We start from the raw sequence: 26,412 nt of genomic DNA on the forward strand, positions 1-26,412 counted from the left end.
TAACTAGGTGAAACTGATGCGCTACAGACTATTTTGGTTAGGAACATTAGGGGCGACACTACTCGCCCCCCAAGTCACTTTTGCGGATATTTCTGGCAAAGTTTTCCGTGATTTCAATGCCAACGGTGTATTTGATAGTAGTGCTAACTTCAATGAAGTTGGTATGGCTGGGGTCTCCATCAAAGCGTTTGATGCTAATGGTGTGCAAGCAGGATCAACTGTCAGCTCTGACATCAATGGTAATTACACACTAACCGGACTTCTCAACAGAGCAGATTACCGTGTCGAATTTTCATGGAGTGGGGATTGGCTAAAACCGGGGGCATCAGGTGGCACATCGGTACAATTTGTTAATGATGGTGCATCGGATGTCAATTTAGGGTTAAACAACCCGCTTGATTACTCCCAAGCCGATACGAATATTTTTATTACAACGCCCGTTGCCATCGTTGGCCCTGCCGATCAAGCAGTTGCAACTGGGCGCGACTATCGGACTTACCCAGCATTGGTCAAATTTCCATTCAATGCAACAGGTAAACCCGCAGACCCCGGTTACATCCTACCAACGTCATTAGCCACTCATCAGCAAATAGGCTCGACCTCAGGGGTGGCATTTCAGCGGGAGAATAAACGCTTATTCGCCAGCGCCTATTACAAACGTGCTGTTGGTTTTGGTCCCGGCGGTGTGGGGGCAATTTACAGCATTGATGATAATGGCACTGTGGATGTACACGCCACCATCCCCAATGCGGGCACAGATACCCACGATTTCACCGGCGACTACACAACCATCAATTACGATACAGCCTCTGTGCCCAACGTAGGTAAAAGCTCATTAGGCGATATGGAAATTTCTGCGGATGGTCAATGGCTCTATGTCATCAACCTCAATAATCGCCACCTGTATGCTGTTGCCACTAATACCACTAACACCGTTAACGATTTAGGGGAAATTACCCGTCCGGCAAGTTGCCCCGACAATGACTTTCGTCCATTCGGTTTAGGTATGGATGAAACGAATACGCTCTATATCGGCACAGTTTGTACAAACGAGTCAGGCACTTCTGCAACCGGACACCCCAGCGCAATGGTATTAAAATACAATGGCGCAGGTAGCTTCACAGAGACCTTAAACTTCGACCTGTTTTTCAATAGCCAAAGCTTCTGGAAAAACTGGAGCGACACACTGATCGCAGGCTCTCCATTTCAACCCATCACCTCCCATCAGCCCATGCTGTCCGATATTGTATTTGACGGAAAAGACATGGTGCTGGCATTCCGTAATCGTGCATGGGAAGCTGGCTACATGCCCGGTGGTAGTAGCCCCAGTATGAGCCATATCTTAAAAGCCTGTTGGAATGGTGCTGACTGGACTCTGGAAAACAACGGTACTTGTGGCGGTGTCACTGGTGCGCTCCCCAACTACAGTGTTACGGCAGAAGCAGGCCCTGGTGGCGGATACTTTTTCGATATGCGAGATATTTTAGCGAGCTTCGGCGGACAACCCGTCATTAATGCACTGGGTAGTGTAGCCATCGCACCGGGGCGAAGCATCGTTGCAACTTTAGCCGACCCCAACGATTTAATCAGTGGCGGTATTAAGCACCTGAATCTTGCTAACGGTAGTGGCAGTATGCCTTATCAGGTTTTTAGAGGCTCTGCTGATGGCTCTAATGGCGGAGGCTCGGGTGGGTATTTCGGTAAATCTGGCGGTTTAGGCGATATAGAATTGTTACTTGACCCTGCTCCCATCGAAATCGGCAACCGGGTCTGGCTCGACACCGACAACGACGGCATCCAAGACGCGGGTGAAAACGGCATTCCCAACGTGCAGGTCAAATTGTTTGCCGGGGCAACAGAGCTGGCTACCGCCACTACCGCTGCTGATGGCACGTATTACTTCACCAATGCAGCGGGGACAGATACGGACAGTAAAAAGTACGGCCTTAACCAGTTGCAACCGAATACCGCTTATACCGTCAAGTTCCCCACCAGTGTGACGGTATCTGGCACGACGTATAACCTGACGACTGCTATTGCAGGCAGTAATACCTTAATTGACTCGAATGCACCCGCATCCGGGGAAGTGACCGTCACAGCAGCGGACATCCCAACCGCTGGGGCAAACAATCACTCGTTTGACGTAGGGTATACCCTGCCCACACCCAAAATGACCGATCTGGAAGTAACAAAAACTGCCAATCTCAGCAGTGTCAAATCAGGGGATACCGTGATTTACACTGTCAAGGTCAAGAACAATGGCCCAGATACCGCAACGGGCGTGGAAGTCACCGACCAATTGCCTGCGGGCGTAACCTATGTCAGCCATAATGCTGACCAAGGTGCATACACTTCCGGCACGGGAATTTGGACTGTTGGTACATTGGCTAATGGTGCAACCGCAACCTTGACCATTACCGTAACAATTAAGTAAGCCCCGCCCCAGCCTGTAGCACATGACAGGCTGGGGTTCCCTCCCCTTCCGCACAATTCCCTCTTGAACTTCCCCCCGCTTTGCAGGCATTCTGTCGGTTCTAATCAAAACCAGACACCGAGGGAATTACAATGAAAATAGCATTACGCCTGACCGTGCTTACCGCGCTCCTCTTACTGCCATTACAGAGCACGTTTGCTGCCAGTTTCAACTGCGCTAAAGCCAAAACGTGGGCGGAAAAAACCATCTGTAACACCAAGCAATTATCGAATTTGGATGAATTACTCGACGCTTCCTACAAAAAAGCCCTTGCCAGCACCAGCGCGAAATCTGCCTTAAAAGCGGCGCAAACGGATTGGTTAGTGATGGAGCGCGACACCTGCGAAGACGTGGATTGCTTAAAATCCGTTTATACCTCACGCATCGCGGTCTTAAATGAAATGATTGCGGATGCCGCAGATTCCACCACCTCCAGCAGTACCCAAACAGCAGCGGGCTGGTACAAAGCAACCGCAACACCCAACTTAGTGGTTCGCAGCAAGCCCGATGTAACCGGCACTAAACTCGGCAATGTTCCCACGGGCGGCAAGCTCAAAGTACTGGCAACGACCAAGCAAACCGACTTCATCGGCGGGCGCAACGGCACATGGGTCAAAGTCGAGTGGCAAGGTAAAGAAGCTTACGCCTTCGACGCTTTTCTGGAAAAACTTTCCGCACAACAACAATCCAGTAATAACACCCAACCACCCGCCAGCAGCACCGGTAAAACACTGGAAGGCGTAATTACCTCGTATGAATGTGGCGATAACTGCTACTTAACCATTACCGATAAACAAGGTGACGCGCACTCTGGTTTGTGCACCGCACCACTGTGTGACTCATGGAACGAAATCGCTGAAATGCCCGCCAATTACCAAAACAAGAAAGTAAAAGTCGGTATCAGTATTGGTAAACAATACGATGCCGCTGGTAATGTCATGGGCGAAATGGATGCTTTTGAAACCATTACCTTATTAAAGTAAAAAGTGTTTTGCGCCTTACACCCGTTAGTTTAGCAAGAGGAGACATCATGGAACGCCGTTCATTCTTCAAACACGCTGCCGCCAGCACCGTTGCCTTAGCCGCAGCACCCGCCACTTTATTAGCCGAAGAAGCCGCCAAAGCTGCCGCATCCAGCGACTTACCCACCGTTAGCTGGCGGTTAACCTCCAGCTTCCCCAAGTCACTCGACACCATTTTCGGTGCGTCCGATGTACTCGCCGCCGCCCTTTCCAAAATCACTGGCGGTAAATTCACCATAAAAGTCTTCGCAGCGGGCGAAATCGTTCCCGGCTTGCAAGTGTTAGACGCAATCCAAAACGGCACTGTCGAAGCGGGTCACACTGCCTCTTACTACTACTTCGGCAAAAATCCCGCCCTCGCCTTCGATTGCGCAGTGCCATTCGGCCTAACCTCACGCCAGCAAACCGCGTGGATGTTGCACGGCAATGGCATGAAACTGATGCGCGAACTCTTCGCCGAATACAACGTCGTCAATTTCATGGGCGGCAATACCGGCGTGCAGATGGGCGGCTGGTTCAACAAAGAAATCAATACTGTCAAAGACTTGGAAGGCTTGAAATTCCGCGTCGGTGGCTTTGCAGGGCGCGTCCTGAGCAAGCTCGGCGTAGTGCCGCAGCAATTACCCGGCGGCGAAATTTACCCCGCGCTGGAAAAAGGCACAATTGACGCAGCGGAATGGGTCGGGCCTTACGACGACGAAAAACTCGGCTTCGCCAAAATCGTCAAAAACTACTACACCCCCGGTTGGTGGGAAGCAGGCCCGCAACTCTCCTTCTACGTCAACAAAGAGCAGTGGGAAAAATTGCCTGATGCCTACAAAGCCGCATGGGAAGCCGCGTGCCAACTCGCCCACAACGATATGCAGGCGAAATACGACGCAAATAACCCGCAAGCCCTCGCCAACTTGCTGCAAGGTGACGTGAAATTGCGCCAGTTCAGTGACGAAATCATGGAAGCCTGCTTCAAAGCCACGCTGGAAACTTACGACGAAGAATCCAAATCCAACCCCAAATTCAAGAAAATCTACGACGACTGGAAAGTGTTCCGCAACAACCAAGCGCAATGGTTTAGCGTCGCAGAACAATCCTACGCCAAGTTCGCGTTCGCCAAAAAACTCTAATTAAACCTCTTACTCCCTTCCCCCCTTGCGGGGGTAAGGGCTGGGGATGGGGGGTATCTTCACCATGCTATTAAAATTCTCCCACGCCGTTGACGCGATGAACGCCAAGTTCGGGCAACTCGCCAACGTCCTCATTCTGCTCGCCTGCGTCGTCAGTGCAGGCAACGCCCTACTCCGCTACAGCCTAGACATCAGCGACAACTGGCCACTCGAATTGCAGTGGTACTTGTTCGGCGCAGCCGTCATGCTGGGCGCATCTTACACACTCGCGCAAAATGGTCATGTGCGCGTTGACATTATTTACGGCAATGTCTCCGACCGCGCCCGCTTGTGGATCGACATTTTCGGCTTACTGCTATTCCTGCTCCCCGCCTGCACCTTGTTCGCGTGGCTGTCATGGAAAACCTTGTTCTTGCCCTCGTGGGACATTATGGAACACTCCAGCAATTCCGGCGGATTACCGCGTTACCCGATCAAATTCATGCTGCCGCTAGGCTTCGCTTTACTCGTCTTGCAAGGCTTGTCGGAATTGGTGAAACGCTTCGCCGCGCTCAAAGGCGAGATCCAGCTTGATACCCACTACGAGAGGCCAGAGCAATGATTACTTTGGAAATGATGCCCCTGCTGATGTTCGCGGGGTTGGTATTATTTATGCTGGTCGGCTTCCCAGTGGCGTTTTCGCTGATGGCGGTCGGGCTGTTTTTTGGCTTTATTTCGATTGAAATGGGCTTTTTCACCCTGTCTTTTTTACAGGCGATTCCGCAGCGAATTTTTGGCAGCGTGATTGCCAATGAGCTGTTGCTGGCGATACCGTTTTTCACGTTTATGGGTGCAGTGCTGGAACGTAGCCGCCTTGCCGAAGACATGCTCGATTCGATGGGACAATTGTTTGGGCGGGTACGCGGCGGCTTGGGTTATTCCGTCATATTGGTGAGTTTTGTACTGGGCGCAATTACTGGCACGGTCGCGGCACAAGTGATTGCGATGGCGATGATTTCACTCCCGGTGATGATGCGTTATGGCTACAACATGCGCTACACCACGGGCGTATTGGCGGCTTCGGGAACGATTGCGCAGATTGTCCCACCCTCGTTGGTGCTGATTATTCTGGCTGACCAGTTGAAAACACCGACCGCCAGTGCCGACGTGGGCAGCATGTATTTGGGTGCGTGGATTCCGGCAGCCATGCAAATCGGCTTGTTCATGCTCTACACCTTTTTCCTGACACGCATCAAACCTGAATGGCTACCCGGCATTCCTGAAAATGAGATTACCCTGAAAGGTTCGGCCCTGTGGAAGAAAGCCTTACGCGGCATTATTCCGACCGCTGTGCTGATTTTCTTGGTGTTGGGCACGATCATGCTGGGCATCGCCACCCCGACCGAATCGGGCGCAATGGGCGCGATGGGGGCAGTATTTCTGGCGTATTTGCGGCGTAAACAGTTGGGCGGTACGGCTGAATGGTGGAGTTTGATCAAGCAAGCCTACAAAAATACCGCACGCATTACTTCAATGGTTATCTTTATTCTGATCGGCGCGACGACATTTTCGGTAGTATTCCAAGGTGTGGATGGCGGGCATTGGGTGGAAAGCCTGTTTTCGGATTTGCCCGGTGGCTGGGTCAGTTTCATGCTGATCGTCAACTTATTTATTTTCTTCCTCGCGTTCTTCCTCGACTTTTTTGAGATTGTGTTTATTCTCGTGCCATTGCTTGCACCTGTGGCACAGAAGATTCTCACCCCTGTGTTACTGGCAAGTTTTGGCGGCAATGAACAGGCAGCAGCAACCGGCGCATTGATCTGGTTCGGGATTACCTTGAGCGTGAATATTCAAACCTCATTCATGCACCCGCCGTTTGGGTTTGCACTGTTCTATTTGCGCGGGGTTGCGCCGAAAGAGGTGAAAAGTAGCGATATTTACTGGGGCGCATTGCCGTGGGTCGGGCTGCAAATGATCATGACGTTGATCGTGATGTTCTCACCGGGGTTGGTGACAACCTTGCTGGATAAGGGTCATGCACCTGCGCCAAAGGGTCAAGAAATCAATTTCCAGATGGAAAGCAGCAGCAAACCAGCGGCAAATTCAGGCAGCAATGAATTACAGTTTAACCTGGATGGGCAAGCTCCGGCGAAACCACCAGAGCCAGCCAAAAAAGACAGTAACGAACTGAATTTTCAGCTGGATAAGTAGCCGTTGATAAACCACACCACCGTAGAGACGCAAAATTTTGCGTCTCTACCCCGTCGCTACCCCATCCATCATTCGTTATCGTGTCCGTTATTCGCCCAATAGCGCAACGGGAGACACGATCATCCCGTCCTCATCCGAATACAGATATTGACCCGGCGTAAACGTCACGTCGTGGAAATGCACCACTTCGTTACGCAAACCCACGCCACGCTTGACGCTTTTCAGCGGCAAAGTGCCGAGGGCTTTTACACCAATATCCATCTGCCCAATATCCACGGAATCGCGGATCAGACCGTAAACGACGATACCGTTCCAGCCATTTTTCACGGCTTTTTCGGCCAGCATATCGCCCAGCAGTGCACAACGGGTAGAGCCACCGCCATCCACCACCAGTACTTTGCCTTTGCCATCTTCAGCAACCAGTTCACGTACTAGTGAGTTGTCTTCATAAATCTTGATGGTGACAATTTCACCTGCAAATTTAGAACGACCACCGTAGTTATTGAAACCCGGTTGTACCACTTGCAGTGGCTTATCTTCGTTGTCGTCGAGCAGGTCGGCTGTTTTGAAATCTGTCATGAAAATCTCCTTGCAATGGCTGAAATTAAAAAGCCCGACGTTGTTAGCGTCGGGCTTTTCCAGATTACTTATTCAAACCGTGCGGTCTGAACATCAAATCTTAATGGAATTGCTCTTCTTCAGTAGAGCCAGTCAACGCTGTTACGGATGAAGAACCGCCCTGGATAACAGTGGTAACGTCATCGAAGTAGCCAACGCCAACTTCTTGCTGGTGAGAAACGAAGGTGTAACCTTCTTCACGCGCAGCAAATTCTGGTTCCTGAACCATGTTGACGTAGTGCTTCATGCCTTCGCCGCGAGCGTAAGCGTGTGCGAACTTGAAGGTGTTGTACCAGTTGACGTGGATACCCGCCAAGGTAATGAACTGGTATTTGTAACCCATTGCTGCCAAATCTTCTTGGAAAGAAGCGATTTGTGAGTCAGACAGGTTTTTCTTCCAGTTGAAAGACGGTGAGCAGTTGTAAGACAACAATTGGCCTGGGCAAGCTGCTTGAACCGCTTGTGCGAATTCACGCGCAAAGCCAAGGTCAGGCTTGCCAGTTTCACACCACACCATGTCAGCGTAAGGTGCATAAGCAACGCCACGGCTGATGGACTGTTCCAGACCGTTCTTAACGCGGTAGAAACCTTCAGCAGTGCGCTCGCCAGTCAGGAACGGCTTGTCGTTTGCGTCGTGGTCAGAAGTGATCAGGTTAGCTGCTTCAGCGTCAGTACGTGCCAAGATAACGGTAGGAACGCCCATTACGTCAGCCGCGAAACGTGCAGAAATCAGTTTTTCAACCGCTTCAGAAGTTGGAACCAATACTTTGCCGCCCATGTGACCGCATTTCTTAACAGCAGCCAATTGGTCTTCAAAGTGAACGCCAGCCGCGCCTGCGGTGATCATGTTCTTCATCAGTTCAAATGCGTTCAGAACGCCGCCGAAACCGGCTTCTGCATCAGCAACGATAGGCAGGAAGTAGTCCAGACCGCCTTCGTCAGTTGGGCTGATGCCACGACCCCATTGGATTTCGTCAGCACGCTTGAAAGTGTTGTTGATACGGCGAACCATAGTAGGCACGGAATCGTATGCATACAAAGATTGGTCAGGGTACATGGTTTCTGAGGTGTTGCCATCAGCAGCAACTTGCCAGCCGGACAGGTAAACTGCTTCCAGACCTGCTTTAGCTTGTTGCATGGCTTGACCTGCGCTGATCGCGCCGAAAGCGTTAACGTAGCCTTTTTTCGCGCCGCCGTTAACCAGATCCCACAGCTTGGCAGCACCACGCTTTGCCAGCGTGTGATCAACTTGCAAAGAACCGCGCAAGCGTACTACGTCAGCCGCACTGTAAGTGCGCTTAACGCTTGCCCAACGTGGATTTTCTGCCCAGTCTTTTTCCAGAGCTGCAATTTGCGCTTCACGAGTCATAGTCATGTAGTGTTCCTCAGAATCAATAAAAGTGAACGAAACCGGTAAAAAATAAAAAAGTTCGTGTCCGCTTTTTGCGAATCTCTCAATTATGTGTCAACAATCTTGTTGATTGATGGTTTTTAGATAGTATTCGACCGCCAAAGTGTCGACAATAAATTTTATTCAATGTTAAGTATTAGCTGAGCCAATACTTAACCTGATAAGCATTAAAGGGTATTCAATCGCAACACGGAAAGTGTTTGTGCACGCACACGTTGGAGTAACGCAGTGTCAGTGATTAAGGATTCACCATAAGATGGAATCATGGTTTTCAAGGTATTTTGCCATTCAGCCGAAGCCATTTGCTGCGGAAAGCATTTTTCAAGGACTTGCAACATCGCCGGAACCGCCACCGATGCTCCCGGTGATGCCCCCAGCAATGCAGCCACGGAACCATCCGCCGCCGCCACGACTTCTGTACCGAACTCCAGCTTGCCGCCGAGCTTAGGGTCTTTTTTAATGATTTGAACGCGCTGCCCAGCGACAGCCAGCTCCCAATCAGTTTCAACCGCTTCGGGGAAATACTCACGCAATGCTTTCATACGCGAATGACGGGTTTGCAACACTTCCGTAATCAGGTAACGGATTAAATCCATGCTGCTCAAACCCACCTTCACCATCGGCCACAAGTTATTGAGGCGAATCGAGGCAAACAGGTCAAAGAACGAACCTTGCTTCAAGAACTTGGTGGTAAAACCGGCAAATGGCCCGAATAACAGCGCGTTTTCACCGTCAATCACGCGAGTATCCAAATGCGGTACGGACATCGGCGGCGCACCAATCGACGCTTTACCGTAGACTTTTGCCAGATGATGTTTCACCACTTCCGGCTTTTTGCAGACTAACCATTGACCACTGACAGGGAAACCGCCGTAACCTTGGCTTTCTGCAATTTGGGTTTTTTGCAGCAATGGTAAGGCCGCACCGCCCGCCCCCAAAAACACGAAACCAGCTTGAAAGACGGTTTTAGTCGCCGTTTTGGTATCCTGACAAGTCACCAGCCAATGACCGGCTGCGTCTTTTTCCAAAGTGCTGACACTATGGTTTAATAGCAGTTCAAAACCTTCAGAAGCTTGCAAATGCCCTACCATGCTGCGGCTTAAAGCGGCAAAGTTAACATCCGAGCCGTGCTTAACTCGCGTACCTGCCACTGGCTGTGCAGGGTCACGCCCTTGCATCACCAAAGGAACCCATTCCTGCAATACTGCCGGGTCTTCGCTGTATTCCATGCCTTCAAACATGGGATGATCGCGCAATGCCTCAAAACGTTTGCGCAAATACGCAACATTCGCCTCACCCCAAACAAAACTCATGTGGGGCGTAGGATTAATGAAAAAGTGTGGCTCAGGCAAAGCCTTGATGCGCACCAAGTGCGTCCAAAACTGCAAGGTTTGTTCAAAAGCTTCATTGATAGCAAAAGCTTTGCTGGCATTGATGCTGCCATCGGGATTTTGTGGGGTGTAATTTAATTCGCAATAAGCGGCGTGCCCAGTACCGGCATTATTCCAACCACTGGTGCTTTCTTGCGCAACGTCATCCAAACGTTCGACCATGCTCATTGTCAACGCCGGGTTTAATTGCTTGAGCAATACCCCTAATGTCGCACTCATTGCCCCAGCACCAACCAGCAATACATCAACATTTTTAGTCAGCATAACCACTCTCAAACATTCAAGATGACGGAAGTGCAGATAATAAAACGGTAATGCTGGTAATTTCCACTAGCTGAGCGATTATTTTTTGCCCAATTGTCAACAATGCTGCATAGCAAAACAACCAAACCCTATACCAGATGCGGCATTGCAGCATTCGAGGCAGGTCGCGTTTTTATTCAGTTTTTTTATAAAAAAATGCAGTTTTCACATCTGGGCGCATCAACACGCCAAAATACTGATTGTCAACAAGTGGCAGCTTGATCCAATAACACCCAAGCATCAGCACGCACGGCGGCGGCAATCGGCAACGTCGCCCCGGCACGCCATGCCGCCACCGCCTGCGCTTTACCCGCGCCAGTCACTAACACCAATTGCTGGCGGCACGCTTGCAAAGCTTCAATGGTTAAACTGACACGTTCGACGGGTGGTTTCGGTGCGTGATAAACCGCAACGCTCAAACCTTGCGCAAGATCAGCACCAGGGAACAAGCTTGCGGTATGCCCGTCCTCGCCCATGCCCAATAACACCAGATCAAACGGCAGATACTGCGCTACGGTTTGCGCGTATTGTGTGGCGGCGATTTGCGCCCCCAACTCGGAGGGAATTGGGAAATGTTGTGCACCCGACCATCGCCATTGCGAATTACGTTGCGGATCAGCTACTGGCACACAGCGTTCATCCCCCCAAAACACCTGCCAACGCGCCCAGTCCTGCGCGGTCGTTGCCAACAGCGCGTAAGCCCGTTGCGGTGTTGTACCACCGGCTAACACAATCCGAAACACCCCACGTTCGGCAATCGCTTGCGCTGCCGCCACACTGATCAAGGCACACGCTTGCTCCGCTACGGCTTGCGCATCCGCCAATACGCGGGTATCAAGGGGTAACATCAAGCTTTCCCTGCCAAGCAGTTATTGCACGCCAAGCTATGCCGCCAAACGCGGAGACTGTCACCAAAAACACGTTCAGCAGCTTTTGGCCCCCAACTACCTAACGGGTATTGCAACGGCGGATGCTCATCCAGTGACCATGCTTGCATTACTGGGTCAACCACTTGCCAAGCGGCGGTTACTTCGTCGTAACGCAGGAATAACGCACGATCCCCCTTAATCACGTCCAGCAATAATTCCTCATAGGCTTCGGCTTTGCGCTCACCGGGGCTGCTGACGCTGGCATCCATGGTAATTTGGCGAGTACGCATTTCCAAACCCGGCACTTTCGCGGTAATTTCCATACGCACCGCATCTTCTGGCTGAATCCCGATCATTAACCAATTCGGTAACGCTGACGCGCCTTGCCCCTGAAACAACGAAACCGGTGCGGGTTTGAAACATACCGATACCATCGAACGCTTTTCCGCCAAGCCTTTGCCGGTGCGCAAGTAAAACGGCACGCCTTGCCACCGCCAGTTATCCACGTACAACTGCAATGCCGCGTAAGTTTCGGTGTGACTGCCAGCGGTTACGCCCTCTTCCTGCTGATAGCCTGCGTATTGTGCCCGCACCGCGTGAGTCGCCAGTTGTGAAACATCGACGGGGCGAATCGACTTCAGTACTTTCACTTTTTCATCACGTAAGGCTTCAGCGGTTTGCGACACCGGCGGTTCCATCGCCAGCAATGCCAACACTTGCAACAAGTGGCTTTGAATCATGTCACGCATTGCCCCGCCGCTGCGGTCGTAATAACTGGCACGCCCGTCAACGCCCACGGTTTCGCTGTGGGTAATTTGCACATGGTCGATGTAATGACGGTTCCACAACGGTTCGAGAATCACATTCGCAAAGCGTAATACCAGCAAGTTTTGTACCGACGCTTTGCCCACGTAATGGTCAATGCGGTAAATCTGTTCTTCTTTAAGGTGCTGTTCGAGACTGCGTTGCAACGCCTGCGCCGACGGTAAATCGTACCCAAACGGCTTTTCAATCACCATGCGCCGCCAACCGCTGGTTTCCTGCAACAAGCCCACGTTCGCCAACCCGTCCGTCACTCCCACGTACAAATCCGGGCTGACTGACAGGTAAAAAATCACATTGTTTTCACAACCGTTATCGCCGACCCAAGTGTGCAATGCTTGGTAAAATCCGGGGTCGGTTAAACTCCCCGCCAAGTAATCCAGCCGCTGAATAAAGCCGTCCAAGTGCGCATCGCCCTCCACTAACCCCACCAACTTAGCACGCACTTCGGCCTGCCAAGTCGCTTGGGTAAACGGCGAACGTCCACAACCCAAAATTTCCACATCTGCCGCCAACTGCCCTTGGCAATGCAACTGGTACAACGCAGGTAATAATTTGTGGGTCGCAAGATTGCCTGTCGCGCCAAAAATGACGTAGGCGTGGGAAATATTACCGCAGGTCATGGTAGTTGCTCCTCCACCCCATCCCCGCCCCAGCGCGTATGGAAATGCAACGCCGGATCACGATCCACCCGTTGATAGCCGTGCGCCCCGAAGAAATCGCGTTGCGCCTGCAAAATATTCGCCGAACCATTCGCGCAACGGTAGCCGTCATAAAACGCCAGTGCCGACGACAACGCTGGCGCAGGCACACCCTGCATCACCGCCAAAACCACCGCCTTACGCCATCCACTTTCCGCTTGTTGGAGTTCGGCGGCAAAAAACGGGTCTTGCAACAAACTTTGCGGCACGGGTTCACGGGCAAAGCTGGCTTTAATATCGCCCAGAAAACGGCTGCGGATAATGCAGCCCGCTCGCCACAACAAAGCAATATCACCGTAAGGTAAATCCCAAGCGTATTGCCGCGCCGCCGTTTGCAGCAACATAAAACCTTGCGCGTAAGACACCACTTTGGCGGCATACAGCGCGTCGTGTAACGCTTCCAAGTAAGCTTGCCGCTGGTTTTCCGGCACAGGCTCTGTCGGCTTACCCAGCAATTGTGACGCTGCCACGCGCTCGTCTTTACGCGCTGACAACATCCGTGCGTGCACTGCTTCGGCAATCAACGTCAGCGGTACGGCGTGTTCCAAAGCGTCTTGCGCTGTCCACAAACCCGTGCCTTTTTGCCCTGCGCGGTCGAGGATTTTCTCCACCAACGGGCTACCATCAGCATCTTTGTGGCGTAATAGTTGGCTGGTGATTTCGATCAAATACGATTCCAAACGGCCTTGATTCCACAGCGCGAAGGTGTCCGCCATTGCCGCGTAATCCATCCCCAGCGCGTGCCGCATCAGGTGACAAACTTCCGCAATCAGTTGCATATCGCCGTATTCGATACCGTTATGCACCATTTTAACGTAATGCCCCGCCCCGCCTTCGCCCAGCCATTGGCAACACGCCACGCCATCCACTTGCGCCGCGACGGTTTGAAACATCTCACGGATCACAGGCCACGCTTCCACATCACCACCGGGCATTAGCGACGGGCCATGACGCGCCCCCTCTTCCCCGCCGGAAACGCCCATGCCCACAAAGCGAATGCCCTGAGCGCGAAGCTCCTGCCAACGGCGCGTACTGTCGGGGTAATGGGAGTTGCCGCCGTCGATAATAATATCGCCGGGGTTAAGCAACGGTAATAACTGCGCAATCACCGCATCCACCGCACGACCAGCGGTAATCATCAGTAAAATCACCCGTGGCGCGGTTAATGAAGCCACAAACTCTGGTAAATTATCCGCCGCTACGATAGCTCGCCCCTGCGCGTGCACTGCCATGAATTGCTCGGTGAGCGCGAAAGTGCGGTTATAAACGCTAAGTGCGTAACCTTTATCGCTCAAATTTAACGCCAGATTCGCGCCCATGACCCCAAGGCCAATCAAACCGATACTGCTCATTGTGGTGCTCCTATTTTCTTAATTTCTATTCATTGCCGAACGTAGTCATGAGCGGCGAATCCGTCACATCCCACTGTCCCTTCGCCATATTATCGCCCGTGGCACTATTAAAAACCACGTAACTGTATTTGCCGTAATGCGGTAATTTCTTCAGCAAATTATTCAGGCTCGTTGCGCTACTCGCATTCAACAAGACAATATCCCGCTGCCCCATCCGCAAGCTCAACGCCAAGGTATAAAAACCGCGCCCAAAAAAAACCAACGTGCCAGTTTCGGGCAAAGGCTGATCATCGTATTGCACCCTCAGCTCTTTATCACGCGCTTTTAGGGTATCCAACCAAGTCTCCCACGCCACCTGCATGGCTGCATCGGTTTTACGCGATAACACGTAAGTTTTTGGCGTTTTCGCGTATAAACTGGTTAACGCCGCCGGAAGTTCCGCCGCATCCGGCACACGAAATACGTCAAAATCCGGGTCAATCGCCAACTGCTGCGGCTTTTCGTTGAGCATCACCTCAAATGTTTGCGTGGTTTGCGTCATCGTCACTGTCGCTTGGTGTGGCACAGTTTTAGTATCCGCAAACTTCACCCGCAGCGGAATCACCAACGGTAACGCCTCACCACCTTGCTGCTGCGTTAAGGTAAATTGCAGCCGATAACCTGCCGCCTGTGGCGTTGCGCTGACGGCACTCAAGGCTAAACGTGCCGCACTCGCACCCGTTAACCAACGCTGTTGCCACGCCTGATCCGCCCCCAACGCGGTCAGCAAATCCCCGAAAGTGGCCGATTGAAACCGATAACGCTGGTAAAAATGCTTTAAACCCGCAAAAAATGCCGCATCCCCCACCTCTCGGCGCAACTCATGAAACAGCATTAATGCTTTACCATAACCAATCGCTTGAGTAGTTTCATCGTGCCGACCTCGAAACTCACGCAACGGGAACGCCGCGCCCTGCCCCACAAACGCCGCGTATTTCTGCAAGGTCGACCGCCGATATTCAGTCCCCTCGCCTGCTTTCGCTTTGATACGATGATCCGCTAAATACGCCGTCAAACCTTCCGACCAATTGCCCTGACTGGCATCAACATACACCCCGTTGCCCCACCAGTTATGCAAAATTTCATGCGGAAACGACGAATGCAAAATAAACGGCAAGCGCATCACCCGCGAACCCAGCAACGTAAACGACGGCATTCCCCAACCCGTTTCCCAAAAGCTTTCGACCGTCGCAAATTTTGCATAAGGGTAATCGCCCAACAGCTCAGAATATTCCGCCAAATACTGCTCGGTTGCCTGCAAATAGCGTTGCGCCAACGCGGCATCATCGCTTTGCAAATACACCATCGCATTGGCATGTTTGCCTTGTTGCTGATACACGTGGAATTTGCCTGCCAGTAAATAAATGCTGTCCTGCGGCTGCATTTCCTGCCAACCATCCGCAAGAGCTTTACCCTGACTCAAGCTCACCCAACCCTCTGGCAAGGTTACGTGCAGCTCGAAAGTGTGTAAGGCATTTGCTGCCTGCGGATACCATTGCGCACCACCATCAAGATAAACGCCGCGCTGATTCAACAATACGCACGCCTGCGTCAGCCAGGCACAATCGGGAGTTGAAGTTAATTTGCCACGGTAACGCAATGTCACCGTTGTTTGCTCCGGTGCAAGTGCGATGCGGTAATGATGATCAGCAGAGGTAGTAACGGATGGTATGTCGAGTTGAAAAGCATCGCCCAACACAAAAGCGAATTCACCGTTGGTACGCAAATTCGGCGGCACGCTCACGGTGTCTTCCACCTGTAAACTACCGGTTGCAAGGTCTGGCGTTACCTGCAATACATGATGCAAAACGGGCGGGGTGTCTGCCGCCGCATTTAGCGACAGGCATAACAACAATAACAGGCAACAATGCTTGAAGAGGTGCACGGAATACTCCAGCCACGAATTAACTCAATGGCTGAAGACTACTCTGGGGAGTAAGAGTGAGGCAATACGAAGTTATTCAGGACGCATGTGAGGCGTTTATTGTTGACGCATAATCACTTGATTTACAAAGACTGAATTAGAAAATACGCGGTATTTAATGAAAAAAGTACCGTGTGTTATACGGTATCAGCAGAAACAATAAAGCCGGGTATTTCCCGGCTTCTTTTTGGATTGTGGGGGCGTGACTTATGCCGCCTCTTTTGCACCTGCCAGCCTGTAAACGCTATTGCGGGCAATACCATATTTGTCTGCGATTGCCTGCATAGAAAGAATACCGGCCTTAACGTCTGCTTTCAGGGTGTCAAGCTGTTCATCGGTCATCTTTGGTTTACGTCCAAACTGCACACCCTTGGCCTTAGCCGCCTTGCGCCCTTCGTCACATCTGGCGTTTATCAGGTCACGTTCAAACTCTGCCAGACTGCCCAAAATGTTGAACAGTAACTTTCCCGTTGGGGTGGTGGTGTCTATCTGCTGGTCTGTGACAACAAACCCTACGCCCTTCTTTTGTAATTGGCTTGTAATGGTGGTTAGGTCGTTCATTGAACGCGCCAGACGGTCAAGCTTGGTAATTACGAACACATCACCTTCACGGGCAAACTCTAAAGCCGCTTGCAGTTGCGCCCGGTCGTCTGCACTTTTCCCGCTTTGCTTTTCATGGAAGATTTTTTCACATCCAGCCGCTTGCAGCTTGTCGAGTTGGGTTTGATAGTCTTGCCCGGTGCTTGAAACTCTTGCGTATCCGATTTTCATATTATGCCGCCTTATGTTGTATCAACAGTGTAACTTAACTTGTCCTTATTGTACTAAATATCCTAGATGATAGCTAACATTATTTTAGTACAACTTTTAGTACATACATGACACGCTGTAACCCGCATTGCTACGTGGTGACACAAACAAGCCGCGTTTGTACTAAATGTTTCAATATTTAGTACAGTTTCTTTCCTGACTTCCAGACGTAAAAAAGCCGCATCAGGTGCGGCTCTTAGGGGTTGGGTGTTGGCTATCGTTTGCGGTAGTCGTCAAGGTTGTGAACCCGTGCCGTGTAATCATCACACCACCGCCATGCTGGTGAACTCTGCATAACCACATTACCGTAGGGCGTAACCTGCCGGTAAGTGCAGCGATTTTGCAGGCAGTCAGTGCAGCGCACCATTCCCGCTGGTATTTCTTCGGGTTGGGGTTCTTCCCTGCCCTTGTACTGGTAAGCGTACCAGCGCACCGCCTGAACAATACCCGCTTGTTTTACTCTGCCCTCCCCGAACTCTTGCAAGTCATCAGCGAAAAAAACCGCCAATTCTTCAAGAGTAACAGGCAATCCCGCCGCCGCTGCCTCTAGCCGGTTCATACCCTGTTTTTTCAGTTCTGGCGCGTTGCTAATGCTAATCTTGCTAATCCTGCTAATCCTAGATTTTTCGTCAATAGAATCAGTATGTTGCAGATTAGCAGAACTTGCTAATCGTTTGCTAATCGTTGCTAATCCTGCTAATTGTGGCTCACTTTTTAAGCAACTAGCCGGATTTACGGTAGCAAGCGGGTCATAATCGGGGTTTAGCCAGTCTCTAAGTGCCATTACTTCACCTCTTTCAGCAGTGCCGGGTTAACTTCAATCACTGCGGTTTTGCCCTCTTTGATCTGGCGAATGCGGTTTGCACGTTCCAGCGTATCCAGTGCCTTATTCAGCTTGTCGGCCTTGCGCAAATTGGCTGGGGTTACGCGCTGCAATACACGGCTTTTGCTAATGCTGGGTTCACCATTGGCCTTGCATTCAGCGATTAACCACGCATCCAGCTTGACCGCTTCAAGGTCATCTTTAGGTAAGGCAACATCACCAAAAAACCGCCGCGCTTCGTACAAGTGCCAGCCCGCCAAACGACAAGCCGCTCTCATGGTTTCGCCGCTGATTGCGTCCAGCACATCGCCGCCGTTGAATAGGTGGAACAATCCCGCTAAACGTGCCGCGTTGTTGGGGTTCTTGCCTGCTATCTTGCCTTCGCCTTCAAAATCGCCGCCTGAAACAAGTTCGCGTTCAACAGAATTCAGATAATTAACCCATATTCCCAGTGCTTCACGGGAGAGTTTGAGCGTTGGCAGGTTGTCGAACTTGCCGCCCTTCCCGTTTGTGTATTGCTGTTCAAGTATTCCGTGCAATTGCTTACGGAATGCTTCAATGCTTGGTGTTTGCGCCTCAGTTAACAGGGTTTCAACGTCTTCAAAGCGCGTGCCTTGCGTCGTATCAGGAAAGGACAAGAGCCAACGTGCAAAGAAACCCGAACCCGTTGCACCCCTGCCGTTTGTCTCGAAAAACTCCCGGATAAGGTCGGGTTGAATAGCTATGCCCATTGAGAACCTTACGCCGGTAATAATAAAGCTGTCATCATCGCTACTACGGGTTACTTCCTGCTTCCCGCCTTCCCATAATTCATTGATTCGCGAAAAGTTGCGCATCGCTTTATCTTTTGCCATGCCATGACCGCCAAACACCGCCCCACCTTCAGCCGATAGGTTGCACAAACTAGCCCACTTGTTTCTAAGGTGGTTTGCTATGCCTTCGGGTGTTGCGTCCTTGGTTGTCATCCTTGGGGCGTAAACTCTTGCGGGTTCGTTCTGTTCCAACATTACAAGCTTCTTACCTGCCTCTTCGCCTTTTTGCAGGTTTGCCGGGTCGCACTTGGATTCCGCGCTTTCAATGGCTTTCTCTAATCCGCGCTTTTGGGCATTCCATCTTGCAAATTCAGCCTTGTATGCTTTTAGTTCTGGTTCAAGCTCTTGCGTTTTGTTGTCGCACCATTCGCCGATTTCCTCAGAAAAGAAGTCGTCAGCCGCGCTTTTGCGTTCGTTTGGGTCGCCAATTGTGACCATAATCAAGCTAAGTGGTGACGGCTTTTTTAATCGTGGGTTAGGTTTGATATTGGCAACACCTTGGCACGCTGTCGCCAGTACCGACAAAGCAGAGTTTGCAGCGAGTGCCGCCGGACATTTGACGATTGCCACAACCTCACGCACCGCCGCGCCAATAATGCCCGGTAGTGCGTCAAGCGGGTACGGTGCTGCGCTGCTTTGTTGGGTGAGCGGTTCGGGTGTATCCCACTGATAAGCGGGTTTTTCAATGGTTGCCATTTGTAGGATTTTCGCTGGTACTGCCATGTTATGCGGCCTCATTAATCAGGTCGTTAAAGTCGGCCTTGTTGGTGGTGTTCGGGGTTAGCACATAGCCGTTACAGGCAATCGCGGCTTGTCTGGCGTAGTGAACGCCGGGGTTTTGAATGTTGCCCGCCTTAACGCCTATGTCATTGTCAGCAGCAAACACTAATTCAGATTCAGGGTAGCGGGTGCGTATCGCCTGCCCTACTGGGGTTAGGTTGCCCGCGTCGAATGCAATAACGACACATTGCCGGGTTAGCTGGTGCAACGTTGCGCCGGTTGCGTAGCCTTCGCACACATAAACCGTATCCGTTGGGGTTTCGGGCTTGCCAATGTGGTGAAAACCGCCGCGCTTGCTCCCTAAGATAATCTTGTCAGTTTTCCCGCCGTCTGCGGTTTCCACTTTTGCCGGGTAGATGTATTGCAGGGCTTGCAGTTGCCCGGATACGTCACGGATAGGCACAAGCAAGGCGGTGTTGTGTTGGCGGATACCGAACGCGCCTACCTGCTTACGGACTAAATACGGGTGGTCTGGATTAGCAGGCTGTGAGGCTGCCCACGTTTGCCGCTGTTTGGCGATACGTTGCGCCCTTGCCAATGCCGCCGCCGCTTGCTGGCGTGCGTTGTGTGCGTCAATTTCGGCCTTACGTTGCGCGTATTCTTCGGGTGAAAGTCGAGTGTTATCCGTTCCCCATGATTTCCAAGTGAAATACGCCTCACCTTGGCGGTGGTCGTGGTAACGGACAATCACACCCTTAACGTGCTGGATAACGATGTAACGGCACTTGCCCTTGTTGGGGACTTCGCCGCCGTCGTGCCACTGTCCATCCTCTTTCAGGTTGTCGAATGAATAGCCGATGTTTTGCAGTGTGTGTGCTTGCAGGTCGTGCATATTGGGTATCATGGCAACACCTCGAAAATGTAACGGTTAATCCAGCCGCGCCAATGGTGCGCCCGGTCGTGCTGTGGTCGAGTGGTTGGAGTGCTGCGGATACGCTGAATAATCACGGCTTTTACCTTGTGAACGTGCTGAATAAATGCCGGTGATATGCCATAATGCAAAGCATCCGCGCCGTTAATAGTGGATTCTCCAAAAGCCCGCCCGACTTGTCCCCGGTGCGGGCTTTCTCGTTTTGGGGGATACCCTCCCCCGGTTTCCTGAATCATGCCGCCGCGTCCATGAATGCTTTCAACTCTGAATACTTCCAGCGTGCCGCGTTAAATCCAACCTTCACGGGTTTAGGAATTTTGCCAACCCGTGCCAGCCGCCAAATGCTTGAACGGGATAGTTTCAACACGCCAGCAACTTCTTTATCTGTAAGCATTTGTTCTAGGGTTTCCATAGTTTTATCCTTTATAGATTGATGTGCCGCTATATTGTCTTATCCCGCCGCGTTATTAGTAGATGTTTCCGATTTGGTCGGAATGTTTCCGATTTGGTAGGCGATTTATCCGGCTTCGGAAAAATACCGGATAAATGTTTTCCTGAATGTTTCCCAATCGTCATAACCATGAACATCTTTACCCATATCAAATAGTTCACGCCCGTAAGGATACCATCCATTTTCATCATGAAATTTTTGTGCAGCCGTTAGCATCATTCTAACCCTAGGCTTCTTTGCCTCTTTTATAGATTTAGGAATATCTTTCAATGGAATCATCCTATCTTTCTTCGTTATCGGCTCTATTTCTTCAATTGAATCAAAATTCCCATCACTTTTGAATATCGAGTCACAAAGCTTTATCACATCACGCTTTCTTATCATCGTAATACTTGTCGGCTTTGGTAAATTTTGCTCCTCTCTTGGCTTTCCATATCCGGCTGCCATAGCAATAAGTATTTCCCCACCGTTTGTTATCTCCCATAAATCAAAGAAATCCTTTTCAGCCAGTCTTATTATAAGTTCTTCATCTATTACTAAATCGTTCTTAATTATCTTAATGGCTGAAATAATATCGCTTAACTTAAAGCTTTCATCATCAGCAGCATACTTGAAGCCATATATAGGCAAATCACACATAAAACACCTCTGGCCTACCCTAGATGCTGAAAAAACCATTTTACACTTTCCGCCGCCGTGACTTTGCTTTCAGGGCTTCGAGCCGCGCCGGGTCTTGGCTGTTATGCCATTCGTCCGAACAATTCCCGCCGTCTTCCCGCTTCTTTCTGGAATGACTGCAAAAGATGTGAAACCTATTAACTTTCCTGAACGGCTTACCGCAATTTGGGCAGTTAATGACAGTTCCCGCCGCTGCGCTTTCCGCCTTACTGTAAGCGTCTACAGAGGTCTGTAATACAGAGGTCTGTAGGTTGGTGGTGTCTGTAACTACAGAGGTCTGTAGGGCGTTCTGTAAGTCCTTACGCGGTACTGCACCATAGTCGTGAGGGGTAGGGCGTTTGGTCATTGGCATAATGATTTCTTGCGGATACCTTGCACGGTTTGCCGCGTCTTGGCCTTGGTTGGAACGGGTAGGGATAAACCCGAATCCGGGCTTTTCCGCCTGCACTTCGTCGGCCTGCCATTTAAACAACTTGGCAGTTTGGGGAATAAACCCGAACCCGGTTTTATTGTCAGCGTATGGCGTGCCTTTGGTTCTGATTTCAAAGTCCGCGCCTTGGTCATCCATTGGGACATTTAACGGCTTGTCGGACAAATCAATGGTGCGATTGTCTTTGAAGTCGCCAGAATCGAAGGTCTTACCCGTTGCCCGGAAATACTCACCATTCAAACCTTTCAGCGAGAAACTGTAGGTATCAATGCCGCGTAATGCCCGTGCCTCATTAAAGATCGTGGTAATGTGGATCAACTCAAAGAACAACGCGGCAATAATGACAATAATCATGGTTCCCGCATCGTTGGACATATCCACCAGTTCAGCCGCGTACTTGGCGGCGGGTAGGGCGTGTTCGTCACGTTCCTTGCTTAACGCTGCCTGCTTTGCCCCAATTGCCGCGACATTGGCAGTTGCTACGCTTTCCCGTTCGGCCTGCGCTTGCTGTTTCAGGCTGGAAACCTTGGCGGTACTGTTGTCACAGTCTTTCGTCTTACCCTCTGCCAATTTGCGCTGGCAAGCCACGAGCTTAAATTCAGCATCAGCGATTAACCCGGCAATAGTCCCCGTGGACGAACTGCCCACGGTGGTATTCAGGATAGCCGCGCCTGCTTTGCTGGTTTCCACCGAATGAAACGCCTTGGCCTGTAGGTTCGAGCTTGCGCTAATCGCTTCGTAGTAAAGCCCGCTAATCAACGCAAGACTAATAATCGCGTGAATGATTACCTGCCCACGGTGGTTGCGCTCTACGCTGTTTTTAGCAATCGCCTTGTAGTTGAAATGCTTTGCCAGCGACAACGCCAGTGGTACAGCAAAAACCGTTACCAGTGCCCATGTCATGCCGATAACGTTGGTGTAATTCCCAAAGATGTAATCTTGCAGGTTCCACACCGTCACCCCGGCAAAAATAACGCTGGTGAACGAGAAGTAAATGAAATAGGTGGCAATCGTGAAAACCTTCTGACTGGTTTTAATACCCTTCAAGTCCTCTTGATGCGTTTCCAGCTTTTGGGTGTTTTCGCTCAAATCTTGCGAGAGGGTATAAGCGTTTGATAGGTTCATCGTTACACCCCCAACCATGAAATAGCGAATAAACCCGCCAGATAAAACAACCTTAATAGGCTGTTATCCGGTAGCCGCCACATTGATAGCGTGATTGCCAATGATGCAACCACGGGAAAGAACCGATAAATCGTGTAGATGTGGTTGCCGTTGCTGGCAATGCTGGCGAAAGCCACGACATACAGCCCGACAAATCCCAGTGCTAGGCCGTTGGTGGCGTGCTTGAAGAGCTTTAACCGCTGAATGGTGTTGCCCATTTGGGGCATGTTTTTGCTATCATTTAGCATACTGTTACCTATTGAGTGGGTCAGTAAATGGCTGTTTTGGTGCTTCCAACACCTTGCAGCCGGAATGCCCCAGTAATGGGGCGTTTTTGTTTGCGGACTATGCCGCCGCCTTCTGTTCCTCTTCCTTTGCTTTTACCTCCTTCAAGATGCGGACTAGTTCCGCGTTCATGCTTCTATCGTTCACTTTGGCGCGGTCTGTCAGCCATTGGTGAACATCGGCGGGAATTCTGACTTGTGTTTGCTTCATGGTATTTATTCCTTGATTTGGTACTGAAATAGTAGCCAATAGATACTGTAACACTACCATTTGTGACTTGCAACTATCACAGTTGCATAATGCTGATTTTCTAAAGGTGGTGAGAATGGCAAGGGAAAACGTGACACAAACACAAGTCAGGCTACCGAATGAACTACTGGAAGCTTTAAGGGTATCGGCTGAAAAAAACTTACGTAGCCTAAACGCTGAAATCATTTACCAGCTACAGGCAGGAATAGGGCTTACGTCGCCACACGCGACACCCGAACAGGTGCGGGAAATCGTTGCAGATGTTGTAAAGTCGGAACTGGCGAAGGCTGGAAAGTAACCCCAACGCGCATCCTTAGAGGGTGCGCGGGTGTTTCGGTGTGTGCGGTGTGGGCGGGTTATTGAATATCTATAGCGCGTGCAAATTGCGTGTTTGTTGTGCTATCTCTAACGCCGTTGCTTCATTCCATCGCGCGGTAATGCCCGACAGCCTAAACAGGTCAACGAGCCACCAGATAAACATTCCCCCAGCCGTGAAAATGAATAAAGCCTGCATACCCCACTTGCCGTAATACGCATAGTGAAAGCCGATAATCCAAAGAAGCAGCGCGGGGAATGTGTGCTTGCTCTTGCGTGCAAATTGGTTGATTGCAAACTGTTTAGCGTCATCGTCCATCTTTGACATGATGCGACTGAATCCGGGAACGAGTTTGTTTAGTTGCTCTTCGACTGTCATTGAATAGCCTCCTCTTGTTCCGCAATGTTGCCCTTAAGGAATAATTCATCATTGAACCACGGGTGAGCCTGCTTTATTGCTTGAAGGTAATCGCGTGGTATTTTTTCATCAGATAGCCAGTTCTGTACTCTTTGACGATCAACACCAAGCAATTTTGCAACCTTGGTTTGCCCGCCTTTTATCTTGCCGCTCTCTGCAAACAGCAAAAGCCTTATTTCAAGCATTTCATCGGATGGTGAGTCAGAGGTATCAACAACCCCCTTGAAGTCTCCCAGTACGGTCTCACGCAAACTTAATGACAGCTCATTCATTCTTTTCTTTAGCTGTTCAATTTCTTTCATGATAGCTTTTTCTTTCATATCAGCCCGATTGTGTTAGTTGATAAGGTATAAAAAACTACCACCATCCATGATGATTGGCGCATAAAATCAGACAAGTGGTATTTTGTACAAAGTGTTTAAAATCATAGCGCACATTGCTATCATTCATATTCACCCTTATGGAACTGATACCTCTTTGGGGGTGAATCGCCCGAACTGGTAACGGTTCGGGCTTTTTTATGCCTGTTATATCGCGTTAGGCTGCTTTTCTCCTTCCTAGCAATCGCGTGCTGAACACATCAATCACAACCTGAACATGAAACGGCGCGTTAATGCTGGCAAGGTCAAGCGGAACGGCTTTAAGCATTGCCACAATGTCGCCCTGCCAGTCTTTCCACGTCATACCATTGCGGCGATGATGTGCAACAACCCGCGCTTTATATTGCCGGATTTGTTCAGCCAATCCCCGCCCTTCTGGTGAACTCCACGTTAACCCGTTGGCTGCGTGCATTGCGTTGATCTGCTGCGCAAAAGCTTTAGTGGCTTGTGTTGATTTCATTGCTAACCCCTTATTGCTGTTCAGCTTTCGCGGCTTCAACTTCATCAAACACGGCATTAAAAAGCTGTTCGCCCTCTTCATCGGTCAACGTTTCCCAATCGAATGGGATAGCGTCAAAAACTGATTCAGCGTCAGCCCATTGCGCCCAATTCCGCCCATGCTTTGCGTGATAGGCCGCTACTTGTGCTTTGTATGCTTCAATGATTGCGTTCATGTTGTCTTGTCCTCTGCTTAGTTTTTGGTTGGTTTGCAGCGTTTCGGTGTTCCGTTGCGCTATGTGTTCATTATGCAGGGTTATGAATTACGACGTAAGCCATTGAAAAAGCTAATTATTGTAAACGTTTTCTTTCCAGCAAGGCGGGTAAAAGCTGGGTATTTTGGCGCGTGATTGCCTGAAATGGCGATGTATTGCGGGGGCGTGTAAAAGTCTTGCGGGTGACTTTGCTTTACAGCGTGCCGGAAACCCCGAAAAGTTCCCGACAAACGGTAGCATTAGGCGGCATTAATTCCCGTGTTCTTCCATGAACTTCAAGCGTAATTCTGTTGCATAGTCGTTGTAGCGTTGTGAATTCGCTGATTCGGTTATTACCTGTTCAATCCGTTGCGCCGGTCTGCCCTCTGCCCTATCTAACAACTCCCTGCACGCCGCAACCCGTGCGCTTGCAGGTGCGTCTTTGTCTTGTGCAATTTCAAGCAATGCGCCCACAATCGCTTCAAGGTGTTGCCCTACCAGCTCCCGCACGCTTGCCGTCGTTTTGTTTGGCGTGCCAGCTTTGCGCCCGCCCGCTTTTGGGTGTCTTGGCTTGAATTGCGTAATCCGTGAGCCTTCACCGCCGCCCTTTCCTTCACTTAACATCTGATTAGCTCCAAAGTAGTTTCCCACTATTTTAGTGGATAATTCTATCATGTTCGCCTTTTGTTCGTTTTTCAATATCTGGCGTGTGTTTCGTTGCCGTTGGGTTTGGTTCAGGTGGTTAGCCGTTGGGGTGTTGAATGCCTGCTTTTTCCTGATTGCCTAAAAACCAAGCCAAAATTAGCAGGATTAGCAAGATTAGCATTAGCAAGCACTGCCACATGAAAACGATGGGTTGATAGATTAGTTAAGTTATTGATTAATATAATAATGATTAATTATCAACCTTATACCTATACCTAATATTGATTAAGAATTAATCTAAAATTAGCAGGATTAGCAAGATTAGCAGAAAAACAGAGGAGAATTAGCAAGGTTTTCAGGTATCAGCATTAGC

28 protein-coding genes are annotated in these 26,412 nt (G+C 50.4%); 6 read left to right on the top strand and 22 right to left on the bottom strand.

Going from position 1 to position 26,412, the window contains the following annotated elements:
• Nucleotides 1-16: 16 nt before the first annotated feature.
• The 5 genes from J9260_RS12385 (at nucleotide 17) to J9260_RS12405 (ending at nucleotide 6,806) form a co-directional block, all read left to right on the top strand.
• Entirely contained in the window at nucleotides 17-2,434 is a 2,418-nt protein-coding gene (locus tag J9260_RS12385; RefSeq protein ID WP_210218053.1) for an SdrD B-like domain-containing protein, read from the top strand.
• 131 nt (nucleotides 2,435-2,565) lie between these two features.
• The gene (locus J9260_RS12390) at nucleotides 2,566-3,456 is read left to right on the top strand and encodes an SH3 domain-containing protein (RefSeq protein WP_210218054.1); all 891 of its coding nucleotides are present in this window, start codon (nucleotides 2,566-2,568) and stop codon (nucleotides 3,454-3,456) included.
• Nucleotides 3,457-3,503: 47 nt separating this feature from the next.
• Nucleotides 3,504-4,616 carry a TRAP transporter substrate-binding protein gene (locus J9260_RS12395; RefSeq protein ID WP_210218055.1) on the top strand — a complete coding sequence of 371 codons (1,113 nt, stop codon included), beginning with the start codon at nucleotides 3,504-3,506 and terminating at the stop codon, nucleotides 4,614-4,616.
• Between the two features lie 64 nt (nucleotides 4,617-4,680).
• Complete coding sequence (locus J9260_RS12400; RefSeq protein ID WP_210218056.1) at nucleotides 4,681-5,217, top strand: TRAP transporter small permease subunit; 537 nt, start codon at nucleotides 4,681-4,683, stop codon at nucleotides 5,215-5,217.
• The gene (locus J9260_RS12405; RefSeq protein ID WP_210218057.1) at nucleotides 5,214-6,806 is read left to right on the top strand and encodes a TRAP transporter large permease; all 1,593 of its coding nucleotides are present in this window, start codon (nucleotides 5,214-5,216) and stop codon (nucleotides 6,804-6,806) included. Before J9260_RS12400 ends, J9260_RS12405 begins: the two co-directional genes overlap by 4 nt.
• Nucleotides 6,807-6,893: 87 nt before the next feature.
• On the opposite strand, the gene rraA is transcribed toward J9260_RS12405, so the two are convergent.
• From rraA to J9260_RS12490, 17 genes are all read right to left on the bottom strand, one after another.
• Nucleotides 6,894-7,385: a ribonuclease E activity regulator RraA gene (rraA, locus tag J9260_RS12410; protein WP_210218058.1), complete on the bottom strand. Its 492-nt coding sequence runs from the start codon at nucleotides 7,383-7,385 to the stop codon at nucleotides 6,894-6,896.
• Between the two features lie 100 nt (nucleotides 7,386-7,485).
• Nucleotides 7,486-8,793 (bottom strand): isocitrate lyase, encoded by a 1,308-nt coding sequence (gene aceA, locus J9260_RS12415; protein WP_425520118.1) that lies wholly within the window; start codon nucleotides 8,791-8,793, stop codon nucleotides 7,486-7,488.
• Nucleotides 8,794-9,002: 209 nt separating this feature from the next.
• Nucleotides 9,003-10,490 carry a malate dehydrogenase (quinone) gene (mqo, locus tag J9260_RS12420; protein ID WP_210218060.1) on the bottom strand — a complete coding sequence of 496 codons (1,488 nt, stop codon included), beginning with the start codon at nucleotides 10,488-10,490 and terminating at the stop codon, nucleotides 9,003-9,005.
• Nucleotides 10,491-10,732: 242 nt separating this feature from the next.
• The gene (gene pgl / locus J9260_RS12425) at nucleotides 10,733-11,377 is read right to left on the bottom strand and encodes a 6-phosphogluconolactonase (RefSeq protein ID WP_246499427.1); all 645 of its coding nucleotides are present in this window, start codon (nucleotides 11,375-11,377) and stop codon (nucleotides 10,733-10,735) included.
• Entirely contained in the window at nucleotides 11,377-12,843 is a 1,467-nt protein-coding gene (zwf, locus tag J9260_RS12430) for a glucose-6-phosphate dehydrogenase (RefSeq protein ID WP_210218062.1), read from the bottom strand. Before zwf ends, pgl begins: the two co-directional genes overlap by 1 nt.
• Complete coding sequence (gnd, locus tag J9260_RS12435; protein ID WP_210218063.1) at nucleotides 12,840-14,273, bottom strand: decarboxylating NADP(+)-dependent phosphogluconate dehydrogenase; 1,434 nt, start codon at nucleotides 14,271-14,273, stop codon at nucleotides 12,840-12,842. Before gnd ends, zwf begins: the two co-directional genes overlap by 4 nt.
• Before the next feature lie 25 nt (nucleotides 14,274-14,298).
• Nucleotides 14,299-16,197 (bottom strand): M1 family metallopeptidase, encoded by a 1,899-nt coding sequence (locus J9260_RS12440; protein ID WP_210218064.1) that lies wholly within the window; start codon nucleotides 16,195-16,197, stop codon nucleotides 14,299-14,301.
• Between the two features lie 246 nt (nucleotides 16,198-16,443).
• Nucleotides 16,444-17,007 (bottom strand): recombinase family protein, encoded by a 564-nt coding sequence (locus J9260_RS12445; RefSeq protein ID WP_210218065.1) that lies wholly within the window; start codon nucleotides 17,005-17,007, stop codon nucleotides 16,444-16,446.
• A 253-nt stretch (nucleotides 17,008-17,260) separates the two neighbouring features.
• Nucleotides 17,261-17,830 (bottom strand): hypothetical protein, encoded by a 570-nt coding sequence (locus tag J9260_RS12450; RefSeq protein ID WP_210218066.1) that lies wholly within the window; start codon nucleotides 17,828-17,830, stop codon nucleotides 17,261-17,263.
• Nucleotides 17,830-19,404 (bottom strand): YfjI family protein, encoded by a 1,575-nt coding sequence (locus J9260_RS12455; protein ID WP_210218067.1) that lies wholly within the window; start codon nucleotides 19,402-19,404, stop codon nucleotides 17,830-17,832. Before J9260_RS12455 ends, J9260_RS12450 begins: the two co-directional genes overlap by 1 nt.
• A 1-nt stretch (nucleotide 19,405) precedes the next feature.
• On the bottom strand, nucleotides 19,406-20,305 hold the full coding sequence (locus J9260_RS12460) for a toprim domain-containing protein (RefSeq protein ID WP_210218068.1): 900 nt from the start codon (nucleotides 20,303-20,305) through the stop codon (nucleotides 19,406-19,408).
• Nucleotides 20,302-20,568, bottom strand: a complete 267-nt coding sequence (locus J9260_RS12465) for a hypothetical protein (protein WP_210218069.1) — start codon at nucleotides 20,566-20,568, stop codon at nucleotides 20,302-20,304. Before J9260_RS12465 ends, J9260_RS12460 begins: the two co-directional genes overlap by 4 nt.
• Nucleotides 20,565-20,744, bottom strand: coding sequence for a helix-turn-helix transcriptional regulator (locus J9260_RS12470; RefSeq protein ID WP_210218070.1), 180 nt, complete (start codon nucleotides 20,742-20,744; stop codon nucleotides 20,565-20,567). Before J9260_RS12470 ends, J9260_RS12465 begins: the two co-directional genes overlap by 4 nt.
• Nucleotides 20,745-20,849: 105 nt before the next feature.
• Complete coding sequence (locus tag J9260_RS12475; RefSeq protein WP_210218071.1) at nucleotides 20,850-21,461, bottom strand: hypothetical protein; 612 nt, start codon at nucleotides 21,459-21,461, stop codon at nucleotides 20,850-20,852.
• 1 nt (nucleotide 21,462) lies between these two features.
• The gene (locus tag J9260_RS12480; RefSeq protein WP_210218072.1) at nucleotides 21,463-23,016 is read right to left on the bottom strand and encodes a DNA gyrase inhibitor YacG; all 1,554 of its coding nucleotides are present in this window, start codon (nucleotides 23,014-23,016) and stop codon (nucleotides 21,463-21,465) included.
• A gap of 2 nt (nucleotides 23,017-23,018) precedes the next feature.
• Complete coding sequence (locus J9260_RS12485; RefSeq protein WP_210218073.1) at nucleotides 23,019-23,303, bottom strand: hypothetical protein; 285 nt, start codon at nucleotides 23,301-23,303, stop codon at nucleotides 23,019-23,021.
• 97 nt (nucleotides 23,304-23,400) lie between these two features.
• Nucleotides 23,401-23,550, bottom strand: a complete 150-nt coding sequence (locus tag J9260_RS12490; RefSeq protein ID WP_210218074.1) for an Arc family DNA-binding protein — start codon at nucleotides 23,548-23,550, stop codon at nucleotides 23,401-23,403.
• Nucleotides 23,551-23,665: 115 nt separating this feature from the next.
• On the opposite strand from J9260_RS12490, the gene J9260_RS12495 reads away from it, so the two are divergent.
• Nucleotides 23,666-23,887 (top strand): Arc family DNA-binding protein, encoded by a 222-nt coding sequence (locus tag J9260_RS12495; protein ID WP_210218075.1) that lies wholly within the window; start codon nucleotides 23,666-23,668, stop codon nucleotides 23,885-23,887.
• Nucleotides 23,888-23,956: 69 nt separating this feature from the next.
• Here J9260_RS12495 and J9260_RS12500 read toward each other — a convergent pair whose 3' ends face one another.
• From J9260_RS12500 to J9260_RS12520, 5 genes are all read right to left on the bottom strand, one after another.
• A complete protein-coding gene (locus J9260_RS12500) occupies nucleotides 23,957-24,283 on the bottom strand; it encodes a TM2 domain-containing protein (protein WP_210218076.1) in 327 nt (108 codons plus the stop codon).
• Nucleotides 24,280-24,624 (bottom strand): YdaS family helix-turn-helix protein, encoded by a 345-nt coding sequence (locus J9260_RS12505; protein ID WP_210218077.1) that lies wholly within the window; start codon nucleotides 24,622-24,624, stop codon nucleotides 24,280-24,282. The genes J9260_RS12500 and J9260_RS12505 overlap by 4 nt, the downstream gene beginning before the upstream one ends.
• A gap of 235 nt (nucleotides 24,625-24,859) precedes the next feature.
• Nucleotides 24,860-25,162, bottom strand: coding sequence for a hypothetical protein (locus J9260_RS12510; protein WP_210218078.1), 303 nt, complete (start codon nucleotides 25,160-25,162; stop codon nucleotides 24,860-24,862).
• A gap of 10 nt (nucleotides 25,163-25,172) precedes the next feature.
• Complete coding sequence (locus J9260_RS12515) at nucleotides 25,173-25,376, bottom strand: hypothetical protein (RefSeq protein WP_210218079.1); 204 nt, start codon at nucleotides 25,374-25,376, stop codon at nucleotides 25,173-25,175.
• 288 nt (nucleotides 25,377-25,664) lie between these two features.
• Nucleotides 25,665-26,018: a hypothetical protein gene (locus J9260_RS12520; protein ID WP_210218080.1), complete on the bottom strand. Its 354-nt coding sequence runs from the start codon at nucleotides 26,016-26,018 to the stop codon at nucleotides 25,665-25,667.
• Nucleotides 26,019-26,412: the final 394 nt, after the last annotated feature.

The sequence above is a fragment of the Thiothrix unzii genome, assembly GCF_017901175.1.
Classification (GTDB): Bacteria; Pseudomonadota; Gammaproteobacteria; order Thiotrichales; family Thiotrichaceae; genus Thiothrix; species Thiothrix unzii.